The 20,835-nt window shown below is 31.4% G+C and carries 14 protein-coding genes and 1 tRNA gene; 4 read left to right on the top strand and 11 right to left on the bottom strand.

Translation table 11 applies throughout. The features are described 5' to 3' along the window. Positions 1 to 37: 37 nt before the first annotated feature. The 6 genes from scpA to folE form a co-directional block, all read right to left on the bottom strand. On the bottom strand, positions 38 to 2,161 hold the full coding sequence (scpA, locus tag G6N05_RS07135; RefSeq protein ID WP_205729746.1) for a methylmalonyl-CoA mutase: 2,124 nt from the start codon (positions 2,159 to 2,161) through the stop codon (positions 38 to 40). Positions 2,162 to 2,174: 13 nt separating this feature from the next. Continuing rightward, a complete protein-coding gene (locus G6N05_RS07140) occupies positions 2,175 to 3,797 on the bottom strand; it encodes a T9SS type A sorting domain-containing protein (protein WP_166126101.1) in 1,623 nt (540 codons plus the stop codon). Position 3,798: 1 nt separating this feature from the next. Then, positions 3,799 to 5,163 (bottom strand): methylmalonyl-CoA mutase subunit beta, encoded by a 1,365-nt coding sequence (locus G6N05_RS07145; RefSeq protein ID WP_166126103.1) that lies wholly within the window; start codon positions 5,161 to 5,163, stop codon positions 3,799 to 3,801. Positions 5,164 to 5,303: 140 nt separating this feature from the next. Beyond that, positions 5,304 to 5,657 (bottom strand): FtsB family cell division protein, encoded by a 354-nt coding sequence (locus G6N05_RS07150; protein WP_166126105.1) that lies wholly within the window; start codon positions 5,655 to 5,657, stop codon positions 5,304 to 5,306. Further along, positions 5,657 to 6,268: a uridine kinase gene (gene udk / locus G6N05_RS07155; protein WP_166126107.1), complete on the bottom strand. Its 612-nt coding sequence runs from the start codon at positions 6,266 to 6,268 to the stop codon at positions 5,657 to 5,659. Before udk ends, G6N05_RS07150 begins: the two co-directional genes overlap by 1 nt. Positions 6,269 to 6,371: 103 nt before the next feature. Beyond that, complete coding sequence (folE, locus tag G6N05_RS07160; protein WP_166126109.1) at positions 6,372 to 7,058, bottom strand: GTP cyclohydrolase I FolE; 687 nt, start codon at positions 7,056 to 7,058, stop codon at positions 6,372 to 6,374. Between the two features lie 283 nt (positions 7,059 to 7,341). Between folE and G6N05_RS07165 the strand changes: the two genes are divergently transcribed. From G6N05_RS07165 to G6N05_RS07175, 3 genes are all read left to right on the top strand, one after another. Then, positions 7,342 to 7,416, top strand: a tRNA-Pro gene (locus tag G6N05_RS07165). A gap of 85 nt (positions 7,417 to 7,501) precedes the next feature. Then, positions 7,502 to 7,924, top strand: coding sequence for a hypothetical protein (locus G6N05_RS07170; protein WP_166126111.1), 423 nt, complete (start codon positions 7,502 to 7,504; stop codon positions 7,922 to 7,924). Between the two features lies 1 nt (position 7,925). Continuing rightward, positions 7,926 to 8,219: a DUF721 domain-containing protein gene (locus G6N05_RS07175; protein WP_091311795.1), complete on the top strand. Its 294-nt coding sequence runs from the start codon at positions 7,926 to 7,928 to the stop codon at positions 8,217 to 8,219. Between the two features lie 165 nt (positions 8,220 to 8,384). Here the strand turns inward: G6N05_RS07175 and G6N05_RS07180 are convergent, their stop codons facing one another. The 5 genes from G6N05_RS07180 to G6N05_RS07200 all read right to left on the bottom strand — a co-directional run bounded on the left by G6N05_RS07180 (position 8,385) and on the right by G6N05_RS07200 (position 18,523). Continuing rightward, positions 8,385 to 8,804 carry a nucleoside-diphosphate kinase gene (locus G6N05_RS07180; RefSeq protein ID WP_091311799.1) on the bottom strand — a complete coding sequence of 140 codons (420 nt, stop codon included), beginning with the start codon at positions 8,802 to 8,804 and terminating at the stop codon, positions 8,385 to 8,387. A 62-nt stretch (positions 8,805 to 8,866) separates the two neighbouring features. Then, positions 8,867 to 9,691: a formylglycine-generating enzyme family protein gene (locus G6N05_RS07185; RefSeq protein ID WP_166126113.1), complete on the bottom strand. Its 825-nt coding sequence runs from the start codon at positions 9,689 to 9,691 to the stop codon at positions 8,867 to 8,869. Positions 9,692 to 9,855: 164 nt separating this feature from the next. Beyond that, positions 9,856 to 11,436, bottom strand: coding sequence for a bacillithiol biosynthesis cysteine-adding enzyme BshC (bshC, locus tag G6N05_RS07190; protein ID WP_166126115.1), 1,581 nt, complete (start codon positions 11,434 to 11,436; stop codon positions 9,856 to 9,858). A 49-nt stretch (positions 11,437 to 11,485) separates the two neighbouring features. Next, a complete protein-coding gene (locus tag G6N05_RS07195) occupies positions 11,486 to 14,788 on the bottom strand; it encodes an Ig-like domain-containing protein (RefSeq protein WP_166126117.1) in 3,303 nt (1,100 codons plus the stop codon). Between the two features lie 126 nt (positions 14,789 to 14,914). Continuing rightward, on the bottom strand, positions 14,915 to 18,523 hold the full coding sequence (locus G6N05_RS07200; RefSeq protein ID WP_166126119.1) for a T9SS type B sorting domain-containing protein: 3,609 nt from the start codon (positions 18,521 to 18,523) through the stop codon (positions 14,915 to 14,917). 130 nt (positions 18,524 to 18,653) lie between these two features. On the opposite strand from G6N05_RS07200, the gene G6N05_RS07205 reads away from it, so the two are divergent. Then, positions 18,654 to 20,834, top strand: a complete 2,181-nt coding sequence (locus G6N05_RS07205; protein WP_166126121.1) for a B12-binding domain-containing radical SAM protein — start codon at positions 18,654 to 18,656, stop codon at positions 20,832 to 20,834. The last annotated feature ends 1 nt before the right edge of the window (position 20,835 follow it).

Below are 20,835 nucleotides of genomic sequence, written 5' to 3' on the forward strand. Positions count from 1 at the left end.
GAGATGCTGAAACGAGTTCAGCATGACAATTCATTGTTTAATCCTCAATCAATACCTCTAAAATACTAATAGCTGCTTCACTAATTTTGGTTCCAGGACCAAAAACGGCAACGGCTCCGGCGTCAAATAAATATTGGTAATCTTGTGCTGGGATTACTCCACCTACTATTACCATAATGTCTTCACGGCCGTATTTTTTTAGTTCTTCAATTACTTGTGGTACTAAGGTTTTGTGTCCTGCTGCTAATGAGGAAACACCTAAAATATGAACGTCATTTTCCACGGCTTGTTTCGCCGCTTCGGCAGGAGTTTGAAATAAGGGACCAATATCCACATCAAAACCTACATCGGCATAACCTGTGGCCACCACTTTTGCACCACGGTCGTGTCCGTCTTGACCCATTTTAGCAATCATAATCCTTGGTCTTCTACCTTCTTTTTTGGCGAAGTCGTTGGCTAATTGTTTGGCTTTTTCAAAACTCGAATCGTTTTTTATCGCTTGACTATACACACCACTTATCGATTTAATTTGAGCTTTATGTCGTCCAAAAACTACCTCTAAAGCATCACTAATTTCCCCTAAAGTTACTCTATTTCTCGCAGCTTCAACTGCTAAAGCTAATAAATTTCCGTTTCCGGTTTTTGCACATTCAGTAAGTGCTTCTATACTTTTCTTAGCTTTTTCAGTATCACGATTAGCTTTTATTTCTTCTAATCGTGCTACTTGTTGCTTGCGCACCATATCGTTATCCACATCTAAAATGTGTAACGGATCTTCTTTATCTAAACGGTATTTGTTGACACCTACAATAATATCTTGCGTGCTATCAATACGCGCTTGCTTACGCGCAGCCGCTTCTTCAATACGCAATTTCGGAATTCCAGCTTCAATAGCTTTTGTCATTCCGCCTAAAGCTTCCACTTCTTCAATTAATGCCCAAGCTTTTTCTGTAATTTCAGCGGTTAAACTTTCTACATAATAACTTCCTGCCCATGGATCCACCGTTTTGCAAATTTTGGTTTCTTCTTGTAAAAAGATTTGTGTATTACGCGCAATTCGTGCTGAGAAATCTGTTGGTAAAGCAATGGCTTCATCCAAAGCATTGGTATGTAAAGATTGTGTTCCTCCAAATGCAGCAGCGGCAGCTTCAATTGCTGTACGAGCTACGTTATTGAACGGATCTTGTTCGGTTAGACTCCAACCAGAAGTTTGGCAATGTGTTCTTAAAGCTAATGATTTTTCGTCTTTTGGATTGAATTGTTTTAACAATTTCGCCCAAAGCATACGACCGGCACGCATTTTGGCAATTTCCATAAAATGGTTCATTCCAATCGCCCAAAAGAAAGATAGGCGAGGTGCGAATTCATCAATTTTCATACCTGTAGATAATCCTGTTCTGATGTATTCTAAACCATCGGCAAGTGTGTAGGCTAATTCAATATCGGCCGTGGCACCTGCTTCTTGCATGTGATATCCTGAAATGGAAATCGAGTTGAATTTAGGCATATTATTACTAGTATATTCGAAAATATCTGCAATAATTTGCATAGAAGGTGTTGGTGGATAAATGTAGGTATTTCTCACCATGAATTCCTTCAAAATATCGTTTTGTATGGTTCCTGATAATAGGTTAGGAGCCACGCCTTGTTCTTCTGCAGCTACGATGTAGAATGCCATAATTGGTAAAACTGCTCCGTTCATAGTCATCGAAACCGACATTTCATCAAGTGGAATTTGGTCGAAAAGAATTTTCATATCTTCCACAGAATCAATAGCCACTCCAGCTTTTCCAACATCACCTTGCACACGAATATGATCTGAATCGTAACCACGGTGTGTAGCTAAATCGAATGCTACAGATAAACCTTTTTGTCCGGCTGCTAAATTTCTTCTGTAGAAAGCATTACTTTCTTCCGCAGTTGAAAATCCAGCATATTGACGAACTGTCCAAGGTCGGCGCACGTACATTGTAGCGTATGGTCCTCGTAAATTTGGTGCAAAACCAGCTCCAAAACCAAGATGCTCTAAATCAGAAATATCTTCTTTAGTGTATGTTGGTTTTATGTCAATTTTTTCCGCAGTTTCAAAAGAGCTAGTAGCTGTCACTTCCAGCTTCTGACTTCCAGCTTCTAACTTAATATGTTGTATGTTTTTTCTCATTATGAAATGAAAATTAATTTTTTATAAATTTGATTGCTTCATAATCTTCAATTTTTAGAAAATATATTCCGCTTTGAAGAAAGTTAACAGGAATTGAATTAGAATAATTATCTAAATATGATTCAGTGATTATTCTACCTAATGCATTAATTATTTGATACTTTTTATTATGAATATTATCCAGACTCAAAATATTTAAATCTTCGTTTACTGGATTTGGATAAATGCTAACGTTGTTTGAAATAAAATCTTGATTGCTTAATGTTGCTGAAGATAGTTTTGAAATAAAATTATAAGACGTATTAGTATACGCATTTATATCATCAAAAGGGGTACATTGAGGACCTATTGTGCCTGTTAAAAATACTTCATTTGATTGATTACTTGTTAATGCAAAACCAAAATCATTATAAATTCCGCCATTTGATTTTGACCATATGGCATTACCAGTAGCATCATATTTCGTTAAAAAAACATCTTGATTGCCCTGACTAACTAACTGTGGTAGATTTTCAAAAGTTATAGAATTAAAGTATGCACCAGAAATATAGCTATTATTATCTGAGTCTATAGTTAATCCAGTTGATACATTATAACTGCTATTTCCTGCCTTTTTCGCCCATAGCAAGTTTCCGTTTGTATTGTATTTTGTTAAAAATATATCTTGAGTACTAGTTCTTGTTAGGGTTGTTGTTCCTAATGTTAAAACAGGCGAACTAAAATGACCTGTAAGATATAAATTTCCAACATTATCTAATTTTATATTTCTTACATCATCATCATCTGTTCCACCAATTTTTTTAGCCCATTGAAAAATTCCAGTTGAATTGTATTTTGCAATAAATATGTCTTTATAATTATTTGTGTTATTTAAAACAGTAGTATCAAAACTTAATGTTGGAGAATTAAAACCACCTGCTATAAAAACATTTCCTAAACTATCAACACTAACAGCCTCTACATAGTCATAAATTGAACCATTAATAACTTTATTCCAAATTGGGTTTCCTAAAGAATCAAATTTTAATAAAAAACCAGCACCTGATGTTGTAGCATTATTTAATACGGTAGTTCCAATTGTAATTGAAGTAGAACTAAATCGACCACCAACATAAACATTTCCAGAAGAATCTACAGTTAAACCTTCTGCTGATTCATTATCTGTTCCGGAAATACTTTTTACCCAAATTAAATCGCCATCGCTATTTAATTTTGCTAAATAGATGTCATAATATCCAGAATTTGTTAATGTTGTACTGCCAATAGTTATGTTTGGTGAATTAAATGCACCTAAAATATAAACATTATTATTGTTATCAGTATTTACTTTTAAAATTTCTTCATTATTTATTCCGCTAATTCCTTTTAACCAAATTATTTCGCCTAAAGAATTATGTTTTGCAACATAAGAATCTCTTGCGGTACTTAGTGATGTGTTGGTTAAGGTTAAACCACCATAATTAAATGTATTTGTAGAGTAATTTCCAACGGTATAAACGTTTCCATTATTGTCCAAACTAATACTTCTAGATCCAACATAATCTGAACCAATTGACTTTGTTAACCACTCCCAAGTAGGTGTTTGAGCGAAAAGCCCAAAAGGTAATAATAGTAATTGTAAAAAATATTTTTTCATTTTATTCTTCCTTAGCTAAACGTTCTTGTTCTAATTTTTCAGATAGTCTTTTTTCGATAATCGGAGCGATTAGCGTTTTTTTGTCTTTTGTTTTTACGAAAGGAAACAACTCTAAATCGTGCTTCATTTTGTCGTTTGGATTGGGATATTTGTTTGTTCCTAATAAAATTTCTTTACCAGAATCGAATAAATCTTGTTCTTTTTGAGCGCTTTCTGAAATTTTTCTTTGAATCGTTCCTTCAATTAATTGTGTGATGAAACCACCATTTGCTTCAATCTCTTTGAATAATTCCAACGCTTTTTCTGCTAATTGTTCGGTTAACGTTTCGATATAATACGCGCCATCAGAAGGATTGTTGACTTTATCGAAATAACTTTCTTCTTTTAAAACTAACAATTGATTGCGCGAAATTCTATCACCAAATTCGTTGTCTTTATGATAAATGGCGTCGTAAGCTAAATTGGAAACGGCATTCGCACCACCTAAAATAGCCGACATGCATTCGGTTGTAGTTCGTAACATGTTTACGTTGTAATCGTATAAGGTTTTGTTACGTTTTGTTGGTGTGGCGATAATATGACAATCGAAATTATGATTATATTCTACAGCTAGCGTTTTGAATAACAAACGTAAAGCACGAAGTTTAGCGATTTCGAAGAAATAATTTGTACCAATAGTTACTTCAATTGTAATCGGTTGGTTAATTGCCGAAATTCGATTAAAATATTCGTTAACGTGTGCTAACGTGTACGCCAATTGTTGCACCATATTCGCACCGGCATTTTGATAAATTCCAGATTGAATATTTAGAAAGGCTTTTGTTGTATTTTTTGAGATTTCGTTTAGTTTTTCTAAATCTGGATTTAGATTTTCAAACCAATTTCCTTCTTTGCATAATTGTCCGATTGGGTCAATTTGAATGATGAAATTAGTCTTGTTACTTGAAGCGAAATCGTTTAATGTTTTTACATATTCCGTTGAAAGAAAAGGTAAATTGAAATAATACGTTACGTTTTCTAATGGTAATTCGTGCATTAGTTTCGCAACTTCAATTTTATCTGATTCGATTGTAAAACGAATACTTTCCGCACCACGACTTAAACTTTCTTTAGCTTTTCGGTTCGACATTTGAATATCGTGTACGAAAATGTTTTGCAAAATGGTGAATTCTGTCGCTTTGGTATTGGATGTGAAAGTAGTAATTTCTTCGTCTGAATGGTAAAAAGGTTTCACTTTGATACCTTCTGGACTTTCCCAAATTAGCGTTTCGTTATAATCGGCTCCTTTTAGTTCAAATTGAATTTGCTGTTTCCATTGTTTAGATGAAACGGCTTCAAAATCTGAGAATAAGTTTGTTGCACTCATTTTAGGTACGTGTTTTAAACTTTATTGAGGTTATTTAGCCCTGATAGTAGCGGCATCCTTTTTAAATTGTTGCCTGAGGTTCTCGAAGGCAACTGTTTTAAAAGATATAGCGGATAGCAGGACAATTATTGTTTTGAAAGTTAGTTTTCTGCTTCTAGTAAACTGTCTTTTATTTTGTCTTCTTCGAATTCAATGATGTAAATATCTTCGCTATCTTTTTTCATAAAGTATTTTTCGCGCGCATATTTTTCAATCATATTATCGTTTTTTAAATGCTTTATTTTGATACTATCTTTGGTGATTTCCGATTGATAGTATTTTTTATTGTCGTTTAATTCTTCAATTTGTAGGTTTAGAAAACGATGCTCAAAGTACGAATAATTATCGAAAAATAACATCCATACGATAAAAGCAATAAGAATCAAATAGTACTTGTTTCCTAAAAAACTTAGGAAAGGAATTTTTTGTACCAATATTTGAAATCTTTTAAACATTATTTTTCAATACGTTGGTTAATTACGGCACGAACTACATCAATAGCCACGGTGTTATATTTGTCGTTTGGAATGATAATATCTGCGAATGCTTTTGTTGGCTCGATAAATTGCTCGTGCATTGGTTTAAGCGTGTTTTGATATCTTGACAGAACTTCTTCCATATCTCTACCACGTTCTGCAATATCACGTTTTAAACGACGAATTAAACGTTCGTCTGAATCGGCGTGAACATATACTTTTATATCAAATAAATCGCGAATTTCTGGATTGGTGAAGATTAGAATTCCTTCTACAATCATTACTTTTCTGGGATGCGTAGTGATGGTGTCGTCGGTTCTGTTGTGTGTAATGAAGGAATAAATTGGTTGATTGATTACTTTTCCGGCTTTTAAATCTTTTAAATGTTGGATTAGTAATTCGAAATCGATGGCACGTGGGTGATCAAAATTAATTTTAGAACGTTCATCGTAAGATAAATTAGTAGTTTCCTTATAATAAGAATCTTGAGAAATAATTCCTACTTCAGTAGAAGGAAGTTCGTTCATAATTTGATGTACAACAGTAGTTTTTCCACTTCCTGTTCCTCCAGCAATACCAATGATAAGCATAAATGTTGTGTTTAATTTAGGCAAAGATAGAAATATATACTGTAAAAAAAATTCTCACCTTGGGGAAAAGTGAGAATTTTAATAAAAAATAATAACCAGAAAATTAATTGTTTATGAGTTGTAATAATTCATTTATTTTTTGTGGATTGTTAAAAGCGCCGTTGAATGAAGTGGTTACTGTTGCTGAGCTTTCATCTTGCACTCCACGGGAGGAAACACATAAGTGTTTGGCGTCAATTATTACTGCAACATCTTCTGTTTCTAAGGCGGCTTTTAAATCTTCCGCTATTTGCATAGTCAATCTTTCTTGAACCTGGGGGCGTTTTGCGTAATACTGTACGATTCTATTCAATTTAGATAAACCAATTACTTTTCCAGATGAAATATAAGCTACATGAGCTTTACCAAAAATCGGAACGAAATGATGTTCGCAATTAGAATAGAACGTGATGTTTTTTTCAACCAACATTTGGTTGTATTGATATTTATTATCGAAAAGTGCCATTTTTGGCTTGTTTTTCGGATTTAACCCAGAAAATATTTCATCAATATACATTTTTGCTACTCGTTCTGGTGTTCCTTTTAAGGAATCATCCGTTAAATCTAAATCTAATGCCTTCATGATTTCTGAAAAATGAAAGGCTATAATTTCCTTTTTTTCTGAATCTGATTTTGTAAAAGCATCTTTAACCATTGGTGTTTCTAAAGATGTAAATAAATGATCGTTACCAATATCTTCCACAGATAAATTTGAGATTGTGTTGGTTTCGAAATTATTTTCTGATTTCATATCTTATTTTTTGTTTAACAAATGTAATAAAAAATTAAACAAAAAATACTATCAGATTACTATTTTTCTTATAGTGTTATAAGGAAAACATATGAAATACTGTTTTAACTTTTGAAAATGAGCAGGTTGGGTGTTTTTGAAAAAGTATTTTTCTACTAATGTGATGTTTTCCATAGTGAGAAGTATGAAAAGAAAGATGAATTTTAGCTATTTTATTTTATGACAAAAAAAGCATTTTTGTTTTGTAGTTTTATAAATTATACTATATTTGCACTCGCATTCACGGGGTGTAGCGTAGCCCGGTTATCGCGCCTGCTTTGGGAGCAGGAGGCCGCAGGTTCGAATCCTGCCACCCCGACAAAAGAGATTTTCGAAAGAGAGTCTCTTTTTTTATTTTAATTTGAATCTGATTTGTATCTTTGAATATCAAATTTTAAATTAAAATGAAACACAACTTATACGTATTATTACTTGTAACTACTTTATTTTCATGTACTTCAAAACCTAAAAAAGAAGATATAGCAAAGTTAAATGGCTATTGGGAAATTGAAAAAGTAGATTTTCCTGATGGAAATAAGAAGGAATATCAAGTAAATGAGTTTATTGATTTTATTTCTGTAAAAGAAAATAAAGGGATTAGACAAAAAGTAGCACCACAATTAGACGGATCCTTTTTGAAAGGAGCTTTACACGATGATATTAGAGTTGTGGATAGTGCGGATTGTTATTATATCAAAACAAAATCGAAATTTACAAAATGGGAAGAAAAGATTGTTTCTGTTTCTGATGCCGAATTTGTTTTAGAAAATGAAGCTAAAATTGTATATCACTTTAAGAAATTCGTACCTTACGATAAAAGAAAATAAGATGAAGAGATTTAATGATGATTTTTCTATTGGTGATGTGATGAAAGAGTTTATGAATAAAAATAAACTTGAAGCGGGTTTGGATATTATAAACGTGAAAGAAACGTGGTTTAAAATGATGGGTCCAGCCTTTAAAAATTATACCGAACAGATTGAATTGAGAAGACAAACATTATATGTACAATTGAATTCTTCGGTTGTTAAACAAGAATTAGAATATGGAAAATCGAAAATTATTAAAATGCTGAATGAAGAATTGGGCAAAGAGTTGATCAAAGAAATTGTGTTTAGATAAAAGGCAAAAGGCAAAAGGGATAAGGCAAAAGGGATAAGGCAAAAGGCATAAGTAAATAGAAAAGACTAAAGAAATATATATAAAGAAAAAGGCGACTTGAAATTTCAAATCGCCTTTTTTGTATTAATATCAATTGTTCTCTAAACAGGGACTGAGTACTTTTTATTAGAATTGCTCTCTTCCAGCAAAGTGGAAAGCACCTTCGATAGCAGCATTTTCATCAGAATCTGAACCGTGAACAGCATTTTCTCCAATTGAAGTAGCATATTTTTTACGGATAGTTCCTTCAGCAGCATCTGCAGGGTTTGTAGCGCCAATTAAAGCTCTGAAATCTTCTACTGCGTTATCTTTTTCTAAGATAGCTGCAACGATTGGTCCACGAGTCATGAATTCTACTAATTCACCAAAGAAAGGTCTTTCAGAGTGAACTGCATAAAATTTCTGAGCGTCTGCAACAGTTAATTGTGTTAATTTCATTGAAACGATTCTGAAACCACCTTCAGTAATCATGTTTAAAATTCCACCGATGTGTCCGTTTTCAACACCATCAGGCTTAATCATTGTAAATGTTCTATTTGTAGCCATTTTTCTTATTTTTTTTGCAAAGGTAGTATTTAATTCTTTATTGCAAAGCGGTTTATTGAAAATTATTGAACAACAGTTTTTACAACACGAAAACCATAAAATTCATGAGTTTTCTTTGGATCAGTTGAAATTCTGTTTGCTGGACGAACATAGTTTGGTTGACTATCCCAAGAACCACCTCTTACACATTTCTTTTCACCACTTTCAGGTCCTTTTGGGTTTTTGCCATTTTCAATTTTGTAGTAATCTTTGTTATACCAATCCCAACACCATTCCCAAACGTTTCCTGTCATGTCGTATAAACCTAATTCATTTTGTAATTTGCTACCCACAACGTGTGGTTTAGCATTACTATTTCCTTTATGCCAAGCAATTTCATCTAAAGTATTGCTTCCAGAATATTTAAATCCTTTTGATAATTTTCCACCTTTTGCTGCAAATTCCCATTCTGCTTCTGTTGGTAATCTGTAACCATTAGCTTCAAAATTACAAGCATAAAACGGACCATTCATAGTATAAACTGGCGTTAATCCTTCTTTTTTACTTAACCAATTGCAATATGAAATTGCTTCTTCCCAAGTAATGTTGTTCATTGGTAATTTATCATTCCATCCCCATTTTGGAGCTTTAGGCATTTTTATTTTTTTAGCTTTTGCGAATTGTTTCCATTCCCAAACAGTAACTTCAAATTTGCTAATTTCAAAAGTATTGATAGTAACTTCATGCTTTTTTTGTTCATCTACTTCAGCTGTTCCATCTGAATCATTTGATCCCATAGAGTAATTTCCACCTTCTACTTTAATCATAGAAAAAGGAAGTGTTGTAAATGATAATAATGTTAATGTAATTAGTAGTGTTCCGGTAAGTAAAATTGTGATTTTTTTCATGTTTTTTTTATGTAAATGTTAAATTTGGGTCATTTTTCTGAAGCAAATATATAATTTGACACAAATAAAACAACAAAAAAACAGATGAATTTTCATTATAGTCGATGAAATGCAGTTTATTTAAAAATCGAAGCTATTGTTTTAGGCTTAAAATTGCGAATACTTTAAATTTTAACTATTTTAAACTCGTGTTTTAATGGATTTGACAATAAAACAATATCATTTATGAATTTTTTTGAATAAAACTCGCTGAAGTTGCTTTTTCGCTCTTGTAAACTACCTTTTGTAAATAATTGATTTTGAATAGTTGAAATTTGCTCTAGTTTATGAGAATGCATTCTTTTTTCCGCTTTAAGTAAGCGCTTTTCCAAATTTTCTAATCCTTTTATCTGTTTTGCTTCTTGAGCTTTAACGGCTCCTAAAAATGATTTGTCGGTTCGCATGGCAATTTTTAGTAATTCTGAAAATTGTTTGTTTAATGCTTCTTTTTGCTCAGAGAAATCAATTTTGAAGTTAGATAATTCTTTAGTTTTTTGGTCAATTAATTCGTGTTGAGGTGAAAATAATTCGGACCAAGTTAAATGAAGTTTTTCTATCTTCTCTAGTTGTTTTTCAGTTGCGATTACAAATGAATTTCGTACTATTAACATAGGAAAAGTAACATTTTGAACATTGAAATTGCTTTTTAATTCTAGCCAATAGGCAATTTCCCCTGCACCACCAATATAGGCTAAGTTAGGTAAAATCACTTCTTGATATAAAGGTCTTAAAATTACATTTGGACTAAATTTTTCTGGCGAATTTTTAAGTAATTCTAAGATTTCACTTTCAGAAAATTCAATTTCCGTATTATTAATTTTATAAATGTTGTTTTCAAAAAGAATTCGTTCCCGTAAGTTATCTTCAATATAAAACAGATTTATTTCTCTTGGATTAACCTGAATTGCATATTCTTTTAATTGCTGAATCGTTTTTGAAACTGCATCAAAAGAATTTTGGTTTAGTAATTCATCTTTAATATATGGTGTGAAAAGGTTTTTTAACTTTCTATCATCACCATCAATAATGATTAAACCTTCAGCTGAAAATAATTCATTCGTAAGAAAACGAGTGGCTTCTGCTAAGTTAGAATGTTCTAAATATGATTTCTTAAATAATTCTTTTAAATATTCTGCAGTTGTACCAATACCAATTATTTCAGAGAATTCTTCAAAAACTTTATTTAAACCTTCTGTAGACAAACGGCCAACTGGACCAGAACTTTCTCTTTCCCATTTGATTTTTTTGTCTTTAAGATTAAAATGATTGATTTCTTCAAAATCGTGATCTTCCGTTGCCATCCAATAAATTGGTACAAAATTACACTCAGAATATTTTGCTTTTAATTGTTTACATAAATTAATTGCAGAAGCAATTTTATATATAAAATAAGCCGGACCTGTAAATAAATTCAACTGATGTCCAGTAGTTATAGTAAATGTTTTTTCTGATTTTAGAAGTTCAATATTAGCTTGAGTTAACTCTGAAATGGGCAAGTTTGTATTTTGATTTTTTAAGGCATCAACTAAAGTAAAACGGTTTTCTAAACTATAGTTTTTTGCTTTTTCATCAATTTGTTCAGCGAAATTTTCTAAAGTTGGAAAACGATGATAAAGTGATTGTATTTCGGGTTTTTTATCTAAATAATCTACAATTAGTTTAGAGAAATAACCCGAATTTTGATACGTAATACAATCTGTTGGCATAATTTTTTTTGTAAAAATAATTAAAAATCAGTCGCCGTATTATTTTTTATTATCTTTTTAACGAAAAATGCCCTTTTAATTCTTTTCCATTTTCTCTAGTAACCACAAACCAATAATCTGATGAAGGAACATCTTTGCCTAAATACTTTCCATCCCAACCCATAGAATTCATTCCTAAATGTTTTAGTAATTTTCCATATCTGTCAAATATTTTAACAGCTAAATTGGGTTCGTTTTCAGAGAATTTTATTTTCCAATAATCGTTGTAACCATCACCATTTGGAGTAAAGAACTTCGGATACATTAATAAATAAAGTTCACCAGAAACCATTCCACAGCCATTTTTATCTCTAACAAAAACAGTGTATTCGCCAGCTTCTAAATTGTTAAAAACATTGCTGTCTTGAAAATCAATTCCGTTTAGTGAATATTCGTAATCACCTTGACTATTGTTGTGTAATATAACGGTAATGGTGTTGTTATTATCTGTCCAATCTGAACTAATAATTTCTTGAATTGTAGCAATATTAGAATTTACAACCGTAAAATTCTTAGTTGAAGTACAAGTTGTTGAACCATGATTTTCAGTAACAACAACCGAATAATTCCCAGGTTGTGTGATGGTTATTTGTTGCGAAGTTTCTCCTGTAGACCAAGTGTACGAATCATAATTATTTCCTCCGTTTAACGTGATATTTCTTCCTTCGCATAAAGGTTCGATATCATTTATTGGGATAATTGGTTTAGAAACTAAGTCAAGTGTTAGTGTTACGATTTGAAAACAAGTATTTGGAGAAGCAATTCGAACATAAAAGGTGTTTGTTCCTAATACTAAATTGTAATTGGTACTATTAGTTATTTGTCCAGCTGAATTTTGACTTAAAGCATCATTATAACTGTTATAATAACTAAAAATATTTCCAGTTGATGAAATTAAGTTTGAGTTGTAAGTGTTCAAATTACTAATTTCTGTATTATCGTTTAAATTGTCACAAATAACCGTTGAGTAATTTGTTGCATTTAATGTATTTATTAAACTAATTGTCACCGCTAAACGATTCGCACTTACACAGCCGTTAATGGTTTGAGTAGCGTAATAGGTTGTGTTGTTTGCCAATAATGTAGTATTAGCTAATGGAGTGGTGCTTGAAACTGAATTATACCAAACAACATTAGTTCCAGTAGCAATAATATCTGCAACTGTTGCATTTGCTGTAGAGCAAAAACTTTGATTTGTATTTCCTGATGGAGTAGGAGTGTTTTGGATTTGGACTAAAACAGGAACTCGATTACTTTCACAACTATTAATAGTTTGCGAAGCATAATAAGTTGTTCCATTCATTAATGCTGTTGTGTTAGGTAATAAGTTTCCGTTAGTTGGTGCATCATACCATTTTATATTTTGACCTGTAATTGCAATTGAATTTAAAGTTGCGTTTTGCTGAATACAAAACGTTTGTGGTGAGGTTATTATTGGTAAAGTGTCTGAAGTTATTGTAATGAATACAGGTGTTCTAGTGCTTTCACAACCATTTGTTGTTTGTGAAGCGTAGTAAGTTGTATTGTTTTGTATGATTGTATTTAGTGGTAATTCAGTTAATGATGTATTTGAATTGTACCATTTAATGTTTTGCCCAGAAATGATAATGTCATTTAAACTTGTATTTTCCTTTTCACAAAAAGTTTGATTACTCGAAATTGGAGCAGTTGGACTTAGATTTATCGTTACAGTCACAGGTGTTCTTAAACTTTCAGGACAACTTCCATTTTGTCTTGAAACATAATATGTTTGACCATTTATTAATGAGGTTGAATTCGCTAATACAGTAATACTTGTTGCATCAATATACCAATTAAAATTATTAGAATTTGGTGTCAAACTTGAAATTGTTGGATTTTGTAAAGAACAAAAAGTTTGGTTGTTAATTATAGAAGGAGTTGTTGAATCGCATTGACCAAGTTTTTGAATAAAACCATCTTGGTCTATAACCCCTCCAACTATTGTGTTTAATGAGTTTTGAGATATTGTTGAAGGGTCAAAATCACAATATCTATGGAATTCTCCTATCATATAACTATTGTTATTTATCACTTTTATCTTTTTTATATGCAATCCGCTACATATATCAGATGAACTTAATAAGGGTAATTGTTGGCCGAAAATTTTAATATTATCAAAATTTCTGGTTGAGTCAAGTTTTAAGTAAAAAGCATTAAAATATGGTATAGAGTTTATTATATTAATATTGTTTGATGGGTCGAAATCTATAGTTCCAATAACTATTCCACCAAAATAAAAATTTCCATTTTGATCAGTTGTAACTGCTAGAAATTCAGCATTACTTCCAGAAGGATTATAAAATTGTTTTACTTCTTGAAAATCACCACTTAAATTTAAAAAAATAATATAACTATTGCTAGGTTGTACAGTATAGTTGTTTGATGAAGGGTCAACATCTACAAACTCATAGAAATTTTTTATTCCTAAAATAATAATTTCGTTATTAGAAACATGAAAAGTTTCTAGCTGATGATTGTTGAAGTTTTTTTCCCAAATAATATTACCATTTGTATTATTAATATTGTATAAAACATGATTTGCGTTACCATTATTACTAATTAAGAGATTAATGTCATTATCTGGTCTAACTATTAATTTGCTCGAGGTGGCAAAAATATTAAATTGTTTAATCCATGAATAACTACCATTATTATTTATTTTAAATAAATAGTTTCCAATTCCAGAAGAACTTAAATTGATATTAGAATTTATATTTATAGTACCAGTGAAATATCCACTTAATAGAAAATTATTTTGATTATCTAAATCAAATGAGTTAACATTTAAATTGTTGTTACTGCCATAATTTTGTGGAATAATTATTGTTGATAATATTGTGCCATTTGGTGAAACCTTAAGTATGTTAATTTTTGTTTCAATTATATTTTGTGTGGTATTATATTCTGCTAAACTTATTAATATATAAATGTTTCCATCTGTTCCAATTTTTACGTCTGTTGCATAATCACTTTTATGAGTACCAAAAGTAAGTCCCCAAACATAATTTCCGTTACTATCTGTTTTTATTAAATAAGTGCCCATAAATTGACTATGGTTAACATTCAAGTTATCAATAATTTGTTCTCCTGATAATGTAGGGTCGATATCAAATAATCTAGACTCTGTATGTCCTAATGTATAAGTGTTTTCATTGTTGTCAACAGCAATACCTTCAACAAAATCATTATAAGGATTAGTGATTCCTTTTATTTGTCTCACCCATTGAAAATCTTGTCCAAATCCAAATTGTGAAATAAAAAAAGTAAAAAGTAGGATAATTTTCTTTAACATGTATTAAATTTTTTACAAAATTAATCTTTTTTCGCGATTTGCGATTAAATTATAAAGCCTTTTTTATTATCTAAAAAAGGCCTTATAAATTGCTTATAAATGATTTATTTTAAATATTAATTAATACTATCTAACTAACGAAAAATGTCCTTTAAGTTCTTTTCCATTTTCTCTTGTAACTACAAACCAATAATCAGTTGCTGGAACATCTATTCCTATGTATTTTCCATCCCAACCTATAGAATTTGTTCCTAATTGTTTCATTAGTTTACCTTGTCTGTCAAATATTTTGATGGTAAGATTAGGTTCGTTTTCAGAGAATTTTATCTTCCAATAATCGTTATAACCATCACCATTAGGTGTGAAAAATTTAGGATGCATTAATAGATAAATATCGTCATTAACGGTTCCACAACCATGTTTGTCTCTCACGTAAATAGTATATTCTCCAAGATCTAAACCATAAAAAACATTACTATCTTGATAATCAATATCGTTAAGTGAATATTCATAATCTCCTAATCCAGTTACATTAACTGTAATTACATTGTTGTTATCTGTCCAATCTTGAGTTATGAATTTTTTAAATACCGCTGGATTTGATAGAATTACTGGAACCACTTCTGTTGTTGAGCATATTACGCTACCATGAGTTTCTGTAACAGTTAAACTGTAGTTTCCAGCTTGAGAAACGGTTATACTTGGAGTTGTTTCACCTGTTGACCAAGTGTATGAATCAAATATACCATTTTCAGTTAAAGTTACCGTAAAACCTTCACACAAATAATACTTGTCTTCTAAATTGATAACTGGAGTTTCTATTAAAGTCAAATCTAAATTCGCAATACTTGAACAACCATAAATATCTGTAACTACAACATAAAAAATCTTATTCACTACATTTAAGTTATACGTACTGAAATTAGTAATTTGATCAGAAGCATTTTGTGTTAAAGCCCCGTTTTGAGTAGTGTAATAAGTAAAAGTATAATTGATTGGATTCGAAACTAAGAATGAGTTGAAACTTGAAAGGTTTGTGTTTTCATTATTATTGTTTTGATTGTCACAAATTAATGTCGCAAAATTGGTAACTACTGGTAAAGGTCTAAAAGTTGAAGAGATGAACACACTTCTATTGTAAGTATCACAATTTAGGTTTCTTCTTACTTTTAATTGTAAGCTTTCACCACCAACTAAATTTGTTAATACATTATTTGTAGACCAAGTTGCTCCTCCATCAAAACTATAAAAATCACCTGTTGTAGTAATTGTTACTGTTGCGTATTTATTACAGCCAGCTGGATCTATTGTGTAATCTGGATAAGAATTTTCAAAGTTCACTAAATAAACATACAAGTTTGGAGAAGTACAACCTTGAGCGTTTCTAATTTTTATTAGATAACTTCCTGAAGTTAAATTGTTTAATGTGTTTGATGTTTGCCATGTTGTTCCTCCATCAAAACTATATTCTGAAGCAGGAGATGTAATGGTAATACTTCCTAAATTTGAACAATAGGGTGCATTAGAAGTATAAAGAGGAGCTGGTAAAAATTGACTATATAATACCACGCTATTGAAATTTGAGATACATCCGAACGTGTCTTTAGTTCTGATTTTATACGTACCAATTGGTAAATTTGTTGCTACATTATTTGTTGTCCAAGTTACTCCGTCGTCAAAACTATACTCTGAAGCTACTGTAGTGATTGTGATAGTACCAAAAGCATCACAATCAACTGGATCAACTGAAGAATACAATGGATAACTGCTTAAAAAGGAAACAATTTTTATTGGTGTACTATAAGAATAACAATTGTTTATGGTTCTAATTATTACATTATATGTCCCAACTGATACATTTGTTAATGAGTTATTTGTTGTCCAAGTTGCACCATTATCAAAACTATATTCTGCTGCTGGTGAAGTAATTGTAATGGTTCCTGTACTTGTAAAACAAGTTGGTTGAATAACATCAATTGTTGGAGAAACAGCTACAGTACTTGGTAAAATAGTTGCCGAAGCTGTAGAAATACATCCATCAGAATCTGTTATCGTTACGCTATAAGTTCCAATACTTGTTACGATTGCATCTTGCGTAGTTGCTCCATTTGACCAAAGATATGAAACACCTAATGATGCTTTTAAAACCGTACTTCCACTACAAACATTTAATATTCCTGAAATAGTTGCCGAAGGATTTTTTACCACTAATTGAAAGGCCATTATCTTAAAACAAGTAGCGTCTTTAGTAATTCTTGCATATACAGTACCTGAATAACTTTCGTAATTTGTGAAAGTTATAATTGGATTTGTATTATTAAATGCATCATTGTAATTCGTAAAATAACTTAAAGTTAAACCCGTTTGAGTTCCTATTATTTGAGAATCGACTAAAGGTAAATTGAAAAATTCTTTTCCATCATCATTATTGTCACAAGCTTTTAAAACACCTGTTTGTAATGGTATGTCACAACCTGGAATACAATTTAAAAATGAAATATCCCATCCTGGATTTGCGTCACTGTCACTTGCAGTATTAAAATTTGTTCCAGAACAATTGGTTTGTGTAATAGAATAATTAATTGTCACACCAACATTATAATTTCCAGTGGTAACATTTACTAAATTCGCTGCGGTTAATGGAAAACAAAACGTATTTGTAGTTAAGTTTAAAACACTTGGAGTTGTAGTAGTGTAAATAACATTATTTGAATTGTCATATACATTCAACGTAATTGAAGCAACATTAGCCGCAATTCCTCCAGAATTTGGTATGGTAAAACTTCCACAAACATCAATAGGTAATTGTGGACAAATTTTATAAAGTGGATCTAATTCAATACTACCTTGTAAATTCTCATTAGAACGATTCAAACATAAATCGTCAATAAAAGCATATCCAAAGTGACCATTAAGTCCACATCTTGCTGCTGTAAATTCTATAGTAAATTCTTCGTTATTTGGAATTGAAGTAATATCTAAACTACCAGCTTGCCAGTTTGGTGTGTATAAAACAATACTTCCAGCTTGATAGCCAGGTGCTTGTGTGAAAATACAATTAGTAGGATCTCCAATCACACAAAATTCGCTTACCGTAATGCCATTTTTGTTTTTAACTTTTGCTTTAAAGAAAGGTTGTTCATTGTCATGATCATTTCCTGTAATACTCTGTAAAACTACTTTGTAATTAAATATAACATTAGTTTCATTATTGGTTTTAAATCTTTTCGCTTGAACAACTCCTGAAGTAGAAGATGAATTTTTGTAATTTATTTTTAATGCAAATTGATCGAAAGCATTAATATTACCAATGAATTCATCAATATGAGTTGCGTTAACCGTTGAAGCCATTAAATTACTCTGACTTGGATTATATTGTGCAATTTCTTGAGTAGCAATTGAATTTGGTGTTGAACACTGAGTTGGATTTATAGGATTTTCAACTGAATATAGAAAATTCTTTAAAACATTGGTGCCAGAATTGTTCTCAAATTCTTCAAAATTATTATTGCTACAAAGATGAACCGGACTTAGTGTTGCTCTAAATCGTAGTTTTTTATTTGTGTCAATTTCTGCGTTTCTCTTTGCTAGAAATTTAGCTATTTGAATACTATCTGTGATTAAATTCCCGTTGGAATCTTCAAGTTTAATATTCTTTGTTGTTTTAGTGTTGGTTTGTTGCGAAAATAAAAAAGTGCTTGTAAGTAGTAGTGTAAGCGCAAGTAATTGCTTCATGTAGATATAAATTTTTGCAAAGCTATAACAAATAAATAGAAAAATGTGAATTTTATTTTACTAAATTGTAAATAAATTCTTGGTTTTCGCCATCCATAATTAATTTTTATCTTTGCCAAAACATTTTCCTTTGAAAGACTTACTTCTTATCACGCCTCCATTTACACAATTGAATACGCCTTATCCCGCAACGGCTTATATCAAAGGGTTTCTTAATACGAAAAACATTTCTGCTTTTCAAATGGATTTGGGTATAGAAGTAATCTTAGAATTGTTTTCCAAAACGGGTTTAAAACAAGTTTTCGATTCCGTTGAACAGTCGGAACTTACTACAGAAAACTTACAACGTATTTATAGTCTAAAAGCTGATTACATAAATACAATTGACGCTGTGATTGCTTTTCTTCAAGGTGATAATCCAACATTAGCGCGACAAATTTGTAGTGGGAATTTCTTACCAGAAGCGTTTCGTTTCAATCAATTAGACGATATGGATTGGGCTTTTGGAAACATGGGAATGCAAGACAAAGCCAAACATTTAGCAACCTTGTATTTAGAAGATTTATCCGATTTTATTGTGGAATCTGTCGATGAAAATTTCGGATTTAGTCGCTACGCAGAACGTTTAGGTAGAAGTGCGAATTCTTTTGATGAAATGTATTCCGAATTACAAAACGAAACGACATATATTGATAAAATCACACTTAAAATATTAGAAACAAGACTAAAAGAAGTGCAACCAAAATTGGTGCTAATTTCGGTTCCTTTCCCAGGGAATTTATATAGTGCTTTCCGTTGTGGGCAATTTATAAAAGCCAATTTCCCCGAAATCAAAATTTCAATGGGTGGCGGTTTTCCAAATACCGAATTACGTAGTTTAAAAGACACGAGAGTTTTTGAGTTTTTAGATTTTATAACACTTGACGATGGCGAATTACCAGTGGAACTTTTATACAATTTTTGTCATTCTGAACTTGTTTCAGAACCTGAATTCAAAAGAACATTCCTCCTAGAAAACAACGAAGTCATCTATAAAAACAATACCACAAAACACGATTACAAACAATCGGAAGTCGGAACGCCTGATTATTCGGATTTACTTTTGGATAAATATATTTCTGTAATAGAAATTGCCAACCCAATGCACAGTTTGTGGAGTGATGGCCGCTGGAATAAGTTAACAATGGCACACGGTTGTTATTGGGGAAAATGTACGTTTTGTGATATTTCTTTAGATTATATTAAAATTTACGAACCCATTGCGGCTAAGACTTTAGTTGACAGAATGGAAGAAATGATTGCACAAACTGGCGAAACAGGTTTCCATTTTGTGGATGAAGCCGCGCCACCAGCTTTAATGCGTGAGGTCGCTTTGGAAATTTTAAATCGTAAGTTGGTTGTCACTTGGTGGACGAACATTCGTTTTGAAAAAAGCTTTACGCAAGATTTATGTTTGCTCCTAAAAGCTTCTGGTTGTATTGCCGTTTCTGGTGGATTAGAAGTCGCCTCAGATAGATTATTAAAATTAATTGACAAAGGTGTAACGGTAGAACAAGTTGCAAAAGTCACACATCATTTTACGGAAGCCGGAATTATGGTTCACGCGTATTTAATGTACGGTTATCCCACGCAAACGATTCAGGAAACAGTGGATAGTTTAGAAATGGTCCGACAATTATTTCAATTAGGTGTGATTCAATCTGGATTTTGGCATCAATTTGCAATGACAGCACATTCTCCAGTAGGATTGAACCCTGAAGAATTTGGCGTAATTCCACAACAAAACGATATTACTTTTGCTAATAATGATATTCAATTTACAGATAAAACCGGAATCAATCACGATAAGTTTAGTTTCGGACTGAAAAAATCGTTATTCAATTATATGCATGGCATTTGTTTCGATTACGATTTACAAGATTGGTTCGAATTTAAAATTCCAAAAACTAAAATTCAACCTAATTTTATTGAAAACGCTATTTTTAATACTGAAGATTTTACTCTAAAACCTAACTCAAAAATTATTTGGATTGGCAATCAACCAATAGTGGAACATTTTACCAAATCGAAAAAAGGAAATTCTTGGGAAATGACCAAACTAACTTTTCATTTTAAGTCGGATGCTGTTGAAATTTCTATCGAAAAAGATATCGCAAATTGGCTAGTAAATATCCTTCCAACTATAGCAATGAAAAGCGGTTTGCTAAAAGATATCAAACAAGATTTTGAGACTCATTTTGAAGATTTCGAATTGTTTTGGTTCAGTAAACCTATGAAAACTTTACGTGATTCCGGATTGTTGATTCTTTAGT

It is taken from the genome of Flavobacterium bernardetii (genome assembly GCF_011305415.1).
Lineage (GTDB): Bacteria > Bacteroidota > Bacteroidia > Flavobacteriales > Flavobacteriaceae > Flavobacterium > Flavobacterium bernardetii.